9 protein-coding genes and 2 rRNA genes are annotated in these 8,284 nt (G+C 63.3%); 4 read left to right on the forward strand and 7 right to left on the reverse strand.

The annotated features are described in order from the left end of the window. Positions 1-123: 123 nt before the first annotated feature. Together AB4Y44_RS41830 and AB4Y44_RS41835 are read right to left on the reverse strand one after the other, a co-directional pair. On the reverse strand, positions 124-372 hold the full coding sequence (locus AB4Y44_RS41830; protein ID WP_368702753.1) for a hypothetical protein: 249 nt from the start codon (positions 370-372) through the stop codon (positions 124-126). After that, positions 320-1,216 carry a hypothetical protein gene (locus AB4Y44_RS41835; protein WP_368702754.1) on the reverse strand — a complete coding sequence of 299 codons (897 nt, stop codon included), beginning with the start codon at positions 1,214-1,216 and terminating at the stop codon, positions 320-322. The genes AB4Y44_RS41830 and AB4Y44_RS41835 overlap by 53 nt, the downstream gene beginning before the upstream one ends. A 79-nt stretch (positions 1,217-1,295) precedes the next feature. Between AB4Y44_RS41835 and AB4Y44_RS41840 the strand changes: the two genes are divergently transcribed. From AB4Y44_RS41840 to rpoD, 4 genes are all read left to right on the forward strand, one after another. Continuing rightward, entirely contained in the window at positions 1,296-1,637 is a 342-nt protein-coding gene (locus AB4Y44_RS41840) for a helix-turn-helix transcriptional regulator (RefSeq protein WP_342923052.1), read from the forward strand. A gap of 259 nt (positions 1,638-1,896) precedes the next feature. Continuing rightward, positions 1,897-2,334, forward strand: a complete 438-nt coding sequence (locus tag AB4Y44_RS41845; RefSeq protein ID WP_368702755.1) for a GFA family protein — start codon at positions 1,897-1,899, stop codon at positions 2,332-2,334. A 146-nt stretch (positions 2,335-2,480) separates the two neighbouring features. Beyond that, complete coding sequence (locus AB4Y44_RS41850) at positions 2,481-3,071, forward strand: class I SAM-dependent methyltransferase (RefSeq protein WP_368702756.1); 591 nt, start codon at positions 2,481-2,483, stop codon at positions 3,069-3,071. Between the two features lie 411 nt (positions 3,072-3,482). Beyond that, positions 3,483-5,465 (forward strand): RNA polymerase sigma factor RpoD, encoded by a 1,983-nt coding sequence (gene rpoD, locus AB4Y44_RS41855; protein ID WP_342923039.1) that lies wholly within the window; start codon positions 3,483-3,485, stop codon positions 5,463-5,465. Between the two features lie 93 nt (positions 5,466-5,558). Here rpoD and AB4Y44_RS41860 read toward each other — a convergent pair whose 3' ends face one another. The 5 genes from AB4Y44_RS41860 to AB4Y44_RS41880 all read right to left on the reverse strand — a co-directional run. After that, positions 5,559-6,224, reverse strand: coding sequence for a DUF799 domain-containing protein (locus AB4Y44_RS41860; protein WP_342923040.1), 666 nt, complete (start codon positions 6,222-6,224; stop codon positions 5,559-5,561). A gap of 14 nt (positions 6,225-6,238) precedes the next feature. Next, positions 6,239-6,604, reverse strand: a complete 366-nt coding sequence (locus AB4Y44_RS41865) for a DUF4810 domain-containing protein (protein ID WP_342923041.1) — start codon at positions 6,602-6,604, stop codon at positions 6,239-6,241. Positions 6,605-6,662: 58 nt separating this feature from the next. After that, a complete protein-coding gene (locus tag AB4Y44_RS41870) occupies positions 6,663-7,340 on the reverse strand; it encodes a CsgG/HfaB family protein (protein WP_342923042.1) in 678 nt (225 codons plus the stop codon). 521 nt (positions 7,341-7,861) lie between these two features. Then, a 5S ribosomal RNA gene (rrf, locus tag AB4Y44_RS41875) occupies positions 7,862-7,975 on the reverse strand. A gap of 194 nt (positions 7,976-8,169) precedes the next feature. Then, positions 8,170-8,284: ribosomal RNA gene (locus AB4Y44_RS41880) — 23S ribosomal RNA — on the reverse strand; the annotation flags it as partial.

The raw sequence follows: 8,284 nt of genomic DNA on the forward strand, positions 1-8,284 counted from the left end.
GAAAAGGGCTGAGTTAGCGCGAACTCGCGGGCCACGACCCGCCGCCGGTTTTTGCTCGACGGCGACCAGCGTCGTGGAACCCATGCCGGTGCGCGCCGCTTCGCGGGTCATCGCGCCAGTTCCTCAGTGATCCTTATTATCACTGGTCTGACGCGCTTGCAATTCGGTAACCGAATCGAACAACGCCTCGGCACGCGCCAGTTCGTCCAGCGCGTGGTCGAGGCGCGATTGCGCGGCGCCATAGCCAGGCGGCACGGCCACGTGGTCGTGGGCCTCGCCACGCAGGGCGCGAAATGCCCGGTCGACGTTGCGGCTCGCCTCAAAAAAGCGTTGCGCGGCCTCGGCCTCTTGTGAACGGATGTGAATCGCCATGGAAGAGTTCCATCGTGAGCTGTGTCCAGTCTCCCGCCCGGGAGACATGGCGCGTTCTTGCGCCGCCAAGCCGTGAAGACGCCGTGTGCTCGGCAGGCGGAACGTCGAAGAGATCGCGCGTGACGCCGCGCGCCTGTTGTGCGCAGGCCTCGCTGCGCACGCGTTTGGTGAGATCTGCGTAGGTGTCGAAGTCGCCCATGCGCGACGCCTCGTGAACGGCCGCGAGGTCGCGCGCCTTGACGAGCGTGGGCTGCGTGAGCCGCACGAAGTACGGCGCCTCCAGCTCCGCGGTGAACACGAGCGGATGGCTCTTGCCGCCCGCCTGGGCGGCGCGCTCGACGCAATCCACCACCACCGTGCCCTGCGAGCGGCATGGCGGTTTCGCCGTGCTCACGCTGCGCAGCCGCTCCGGAACCACCCGCAGCGAACTGCCGACGCTCAGTTCGGTTGGCGAGACGCACACGAGCGCGTAGTGATGCTCGCGCGCGGCGCCCGAGGGCAGCGTGGCGCTGCTCGTGACGAACACGTGCTGCGGGAGCTGGCGCACCTGGCCACTCGCATCGACCCACGCATTCCAGACGACCACGCCGGCACGCTTGCCGCGCTTGTCTTGCGTGGCGCGCGGGCGGCTCGCCGCCGGCGAGAACAGGGCGAGCAGCGAGCCCGTGCGCAGCGCGGCGACTTGAGCGCTGTTGCCGAGCGACTGGCCGATGCCCCACAGGAAACGCCCGCCGCCCTGCCGACGCTCCCACTCCTTGCGCAGGACCAGCGTGGGGAGTTCCACGCCAGCCTCTGGCCCGATTCGGGACCAGCAAAACGTGGGCGGTAGGTGTTGTAGTGCCATCGACTTCCTCGGAATGCAGCCGCCCGCCGATTTTGGCGGGCAATTCAATAACCGCTACTGTATAGGTATAATGCATGACATGGAAGCCCCAGATACTCATTTTCCGGTGCAGGAACTGCTGCGGCGGTTGTCGGACGATTCACGCTCTGCCAGCGAAATTGCGCGGCTTTCCGGGGTCAGCCAGCCTACTGTCTCGCGTCTTCGCACGTCGAACGGGCGGCGGGTACGCCGGAGCGCGTCATTCAATAAGCTATGCAGTTTCTATGGTGTGCAGGCGCGGCCGTCGAGCCGGCACGCGGCCGCCTACAACGAATTGCTGCGCAATGCGATCGTCGAGGCGTGGGACGGCTCGGAAGAGCACGGCCGCGCGCTGCTCGTCGTCATCAAGGGATTGAAGGAGTTGAGGGAACGGGGTGCGTAGACTCGCCTGGGTGGGCTTGGGCGGCGCGTTTTACGCGAGGGCGCCAAAGGTAACCATCCATGGGAAATTTGCCGTGCATTCCGGGGCGAGAGGGGTGCCACGAACCGTGCGGAAGCCATGGCTGGCCGGCCAATCCCCATATGTGGTGACCTTTGCGTTTTCCTGCGCCGCCGGTGACTCAAACGTATGATGTGAGTGCGCACACCGCAGCCGCCCGATCGCAATGTTCGACACTTGCCACCAGAGCACCGCGTCCATCATGTCCGCCGACACTGCCCCCGCCCACACGAATGCTCCCGCCACGCTGCGCGGCCAGTGCCTGTGTGGCGCCGTACGCTATGCGGTAACCAATGCATTCCGCTACGCGTTCAATTGCCACTGCTCGCAGTGCCGCCGTGCCACAGGTTCCGCGTTCAAGCCGTTTGCGGGCATCGAAAGCGGGGCGCTGCGACTCACCGAGGGCGAAGGTCAGACGCTGGTGTACGGCGACCCGCAGGCCGCCCACGACATCCATTGCGGCCGCTGCGGCTCGCTGCTCTATTCAGTCGTGCGCGAAGGGGCCTATGTGCACGTGACGCTCGGCACGCTGACCGATCCGCCCGACATCCGCCCCGCCGGCCATATCTTCGTGCGCTCGAAAGCGCCGTGGTTCGAGATCGCCGATTCGCTGCCCCAGTACGACAAATTCCCGCCCTGACGCTGCGTGCGTCGCGTCCGTCGCATGCCGCCATCGGCGAGCGTGGCAGCGGCCATCCCGGTATCGCCGCGCTACTGCCTGTCGTCGCGTTGATCGGCTAGTCTCGAAGCGTCCTTTCCTCTTGTCACCAGAACGGCGAGCCCCATATGGACTCCATGACGATCGAGACGTACACGAGTGGCGCCGCAGGCTACGCAGCCGAATGGGCGAACCAGCCTGCGCCCGACGACCTCTATGCGCGTCTCATGCAGTATTTCCGGCGGGAGGGAAGGACGGTGGACATCGGGTGCGGGTCGGGCCGCGATGTGGCATGGCTGAACGCCCATGGTTACCCCACGACGGGCTACGACGCGTCGGAGGGTCTGATCGCACAGGCCGCCGCTGAATACCCGCGGTACGCCTTCGGTCTTGCCACGTTGCCCGAACTGAACGGTTTGCCCGCCGCGAGCTTTGACAACGTCCTCTGCGAGACCGTGATCATGCATTTGCCCGTCGCGCAGATCGGCGCGGCCTGCCGCCGTCTCGTCGAATTGCTCGGCCCCGGCGGCGTACTCTATCTGAGCTGGCGCGTAACCGACGGCGACAGCACGCGCGACCCGGCCGGACGTCTATATAGTGCGTTCGATCCGGCGCTCGTCACTGGCGCGCTCGAGGGCACGACCATCGCGCTCGACGAGGAGACGGTCAACCGGTCCTCCGGCAAACGCGTTCAACGTATTGTCGCGATTCGCGCGTGAGCGGTGCCGCGCATGACGATCGGACAACGGGGAATTCGCGGGGAATAACAGCGTGCCATAGGCCAGGCGAGTGACAAAAACGTGAACTTCTCGCTTGAAAATTGGTCTAAGGGACTCATGTAGGAAATATGTAAGGTGGAGCACTATCAAGCGGTACGACCCTAAAGGCGGACAATGTGCCGCAAACACGACGATTCGGGTTGCCTCGCATGCCGTAACGCACTACCATACGCGGTCTTTCTGCATTGCACGAAAATCCAGGCTGCCACGTCGTCAGACGTTTGGCGCTCGCTTGGCGGGACCGGCATGCGCCCCGCCCACTCCCCTGCAATTTCGTCATCGCCAGGACGCCACGCCGCTGGCGCGTGACCCTTTTTGCCCTTGTCGGGCTATCCCTTCGAGGAGAATGTATTGACAAGCCATGACCGGGACGACGCGCTGACCTCGTCTGCCCGCCCCGCACGCCGCTCGTCCAAAGACAAGACCGGCGATACGACGCCCATGGACGCAGGCTCGCAACTCGAGAAACGCCAGCATCAAATGCGGGCGCTCATCAAGCTCGGCCGCGAACGCGGTTATCTGACCCACGCGGACATCAACGACCATCTGCCCGACAACTTCGCGCAGACGGCCGCGCTGGAAACGATCGTCGCCACGTTCAACGACATGGGCGTGCAGGTGTACGAGCAGGCGCCCGACGCCGATACGCTGCTCCTGAACGAAGATTCCCGCGCCGACCAGCAGGCCGACGACGAAGCCGACGAAGAAGTCGAAGTCGCGCTCTCGACCGTCGACTCCGAATTCGGCCGCACGACCGACCCCGTGCGCATGTACATGCGCGAAATGGGTTCGAGCGAGCTGCTCACGCGCGCTGGCGAAATCGAAGTGGCGAAGCGCATCGAAGACGGCCTCCAGGAAATGATCCAGGCGATCGCGGCATGCCCGTCGATCGTCGCGACCATCCTCGCCGACGCCGACCGCGTCGCGGCTGAAGAGATGCGCATCGACGAACTCGTCGACGGCATCGGCAGCGACGAAACCGCGCAGGAACCGGCCGCGGCAGCCGACGCAGACGCGAGCGAAGAAGTCGAAGCCCAGGCATCGGAAGAAGAAGAGTCGGACGACTCGGACGACGACGAAGACAGCGACGCCGACAACAGCAAGGCCAACGAAGCCCTGCTCGCGCAACTGAAGGCAGACAGCCTCGCGATCTTCGCGCGCGTTCGCACGCTGTTCGAACAGATGGCCTGCACGTCGGACGCGAATGCGCGCGCCTCGGCCGCGGAAATGCAGATCTGCGCCGACATCCAGACGGAACTCGCGCCGATCCGCTTCACGGCCCGCACGATCGACCGCCTGTGCTCGCTGCTGCACGATCAGGTCGCGCAGATTCGCGCGATCGAGCGCAATGTGCTCTCCATCGTTGTCGATCGCTGCGGCATGCCGCGCGAGGCCTTCGTCGAGCAGTTCCCGGGCCACGAGACCGATCTGGACTGGGGCGTGCGCGCCGCAGCCGCGTCGAGCAAGTACGGTCCCGCGATCGAGCGCAGCCTGCCGGCTATCCAGGCAGAGCAGCGCAAGCTCGCCGAGATCGAAGCGGCCGCATCGCTGTCGCTGCAGCAGATCAAGGCGATCAATCGCCGCATGACCGTCGCCGAATCGAAGATGCGTCAGGCGAAGGGCGAGATGGTCAAGGCAAACCTGCGTCTCGTGATCTCGATCGCGAAGAAGTACGTGAACCGCGGCATGCAGTTCCTCGACCTGATCCAGGAAGGCAACATCGGCCTGATGAAGGCGGTGGACAAGTTCGAATATCGCCGCGGCTGGAAGTTCTCGACGTACGCGACGTGGTGGGTGCGCCAGGCCGTGACGCGCGCGCTCGCCGACCAGGCGCGCACGATCCGCGTGCCGGTGCACATGATCGAAACGATCAACAAGCTCAACCGCATTTCGCGCGAGATCCTGCAGCAAACGGGTATGGAAGCGCATCCGGCGGACCTCGCCGCGCGCATGGGCATGACCGAAGAAAAGGTGCGCGGCATCCTCAAGATCGCCAAGCAACCGGTCTCGCTCGAAAGCCCGGTGGGCGACGACGGCGACGCGACGCTCGGCGACATGATCGAGGACGCAGGTTCGGCCTCGCCGGCCGATGCCGCGATCCACGCGAACATGCGCGCGGCCATCGACGAGGCGCTCAAGGCGCTCTCGCCGCGCGAAGCGAAGGTGCTGCGCATGCGCTACGGCATCGACACGACGTCGGACCACACGCTCGAAGAAGTGGGCAAGCAGTTCGACGTGACGCGCGAGCGTATCCGCCAGATCGAAAGCAAGGCGATGCGCAAGCTGATGCACCCGAGCCGTGCGGACAAGCTGCGTCCGTTCCTCGAGCGCTAAGCGGATTTATCGCTGCGCTCTCTGGAGCTGGATTAAAAAAAAGCCCGTCACCTTCCGGTGACGGGCTTTTTCTTTATGCGACGCGAGCGCCGCTCAGTCCGTGCCGTATTTCGGCGAGTGCGGACCGTAGAGCAGCCCCGTTGGCGGGCCCGCGTGCAGCAGACGATAGCTCGTGACACCGGCGATATCGTGGCTCTTGTCGGTCAGCGAATTCGCGACCTGCTTGATCGCCGCCACCACCAGCATGCCAATCAGGCCGCCGCCACTGCTGTTGTTGCCTTCGTTGCTGCTGGCGCTCGCCGCGCCTTGCCACAGCACCTTGCCGGTTTTCAGATCGACGAGCTTCGCCGTCGCCGTCACCACCGTCGCGCTGTCGAGCACACGGTATTGCGTCCCGAATTGCGTGATCTTCGAGTACACCACCGCATCGGCGCCGAAGATCTCGCGCAACTTCTCCGGCGGGGTCTGCTGGATGTCGCCTGCCGTCGTCAGCCCATTCTGCTTGAACGTCTCCTCCATGACCGCGACCGGAATCACGTAGTAGCCCGCCTCGGCGAGCGGCATCGTCATCTGGGAGAGCATGCTGTTCGACGCATTCACGTCCGTCGTCGCGTTGTCGGGCGGCAGTACGAGGATCGAGCGCGGGCGCGCGTTCTTGAACGCCGTGTAATCCGCGTGCTTGACCGGCTGTGCACAGGCGGCCAGCAATGCGAGCGCGGACAGAGCCAGCCAGAGCTTGAGAGTGGTAAATCTGGACATATCGGTACGCTCGCTTATTGTTGTTTCGGTTTCTTCATGAGGAAGTCCATATAGGTCGACGACTCCGGGAAGAGGTGCTTCTCGGCGTCGAATTCCTGCATGGCTTGCGTGTCGTTGCCGACGTTCGCGTAGAGCATGCCCAGTTGCGCGTGGAATCCTGGCGGCGGCGTGTTGCCCTTCGCGCGGATTTCCTGCAGCGACTTCTCGAGCGCATCGATCTGTTGCTGCGGCGCCTTCTCGCCCTTCAGGTAGTCGTAGACCCCGGGCTGATAGCCGCTCCACTGGTAGAGCGGTGGCGTGGTGTTCGCGCAGCCTGCGAGCAGCAGCGTTGCCGCCGTGATGGGCAGGCAGAATCCCCGAAGCGTGCCGATGTATTTCATGAAAACCCCGTATGAGTAGTTGTTCTGATTCAGCGTGAAGCGCGGACGACGTGGGCGTTCAGTGCGCGGTGCGCAGCGCGCCCGCGTCGACCTGGTCAGCCAGATGGTTGACCGCTTCCTGGATAGCGAGCTCGAGCACCTTGCCATTGAGCGTCGAGTCGTAGCTCGCGGTGCCGCCAAAGCCAATGATCTCGCGGTTCGAAAGGCTGTACTCGCCCGCGCCCTGCGCCGATGCGACGACTTCCGAAGTCGTGGTATCGACAACGTTGATGCTCACCTTCGCGTAGGCGATCTGGTTCTTGCCGCTGCCGAGAATGCCGAACAGCTGGTGATCGCCGACTTCCTTGCGACCGAACTCAGTGACGTCGCCGGTGATGACATAGTTGGCGCCCTTGATCGCCTGGGCTTTCTTGGTGAAGCCCGCTTCCTGGCGGATCTCGTCGAGGTTGTCGCGATCGAGCACGCTGAAGCGCCCGCTTTGCTGCATCGACGTGATCAGGATGGTCTTGGCCTGCCCGCCGAGCCGATCGATGCCGTCGGAGAAGATGCCGCGCATATAGCTCGAGCGATTGTCGAACTTGCCGACTGCGATCTGCACCGGCTTGCCGACGGCGGGGCGCTGCGCGCTGGTGACAGGCGGCACTGGCAGCGAACGCGACGACTCCGTCGCGCAACCGCCGAGGGCTGCGATGGTGGCGGCGGCGAAAAGCGCACCCCACGTTTTGGACGACTTCATGAATTCTCCTTGTTGGCAGGGCAAGAACGGCTGGACAAGGGAGATCGGCGAGATGCGGTGCCAGACGGCGGCGGCGTGCACGCGGAGCACGCAGGGCATCCCCGCAAGCGTCGTTGCGGCGGAGATAGAGGGCGCAGTGCGTCGCTGCGCGCGCAAGTCATTCCATCGGTCGTGCATGTTTCTCGCTTCCCGCACGCGAGCGCATGCGCAGAAGCTCCCCGGTTTTTATTGGTGTAGCGTGTGATCTTTAGTTTGTAGTTAATGACTACACACGCGTGTATCGGCCGGAATAGGGAGAAACTTTAGGAAAGCTGCAATTTAATGCGAATTGGATTTTTATTTGCGCGATTTCTGAGGCGTATTGACGCATACATGAAACGCTATTTAAAACGGTCTGGAGATTTTCGCTATCGACTACGAATAAATCGAGTTGTTGAGAATAATCGTTTTTCGCGCGCGTAAACGCCAGAACCCCGGTGCTCTTTCGGAGACACCGGGGTTCTGGACGTACTGCATAAGGAGCCTGACGATTACCTACTTTCACACGGGCAATCCGCACTATCATCGGCGTGGAGCTGTTTCACGGTCCTGTTCGGGATGGGAAGGGGTGGGACCAGCTCGCTATGGTCATCAGGCTTGACGGGTTGCTGCGTCGCAGGGTTCTGCGCCACAGCCAATCGGGAAGAAGCGTAAAGAGGGTGCTGCTGAATTGGGGTTGTGTTGTTTCAGGCACAACACGCGATCTCTCAACCTGTGCGTCACTCCCTTCGGGAGCAGGATGCTCGTAAGTGCTAAAGCACTAACGAGCATCGCGAAACACACCTGTTATAGGATCAAGCCTTACGGGCAATTAGTATCAGTTAGCTTAACGCATTACTGCGCTTCCACACCTGACCTATCAACGTCCTGGTCTCGAACGACCCTTCAAGGGGATCCAGTCCCCG

This window comes from Paraburkholderia sp. BR10937, assembly GCF_040965695.1.
Classification (GTDB): domain Bacteria; phylum Pseudomonadota; class Gammaproteobacteria; order Burkholderiales; family Burkholderiaceae; genus Paraburkholderia.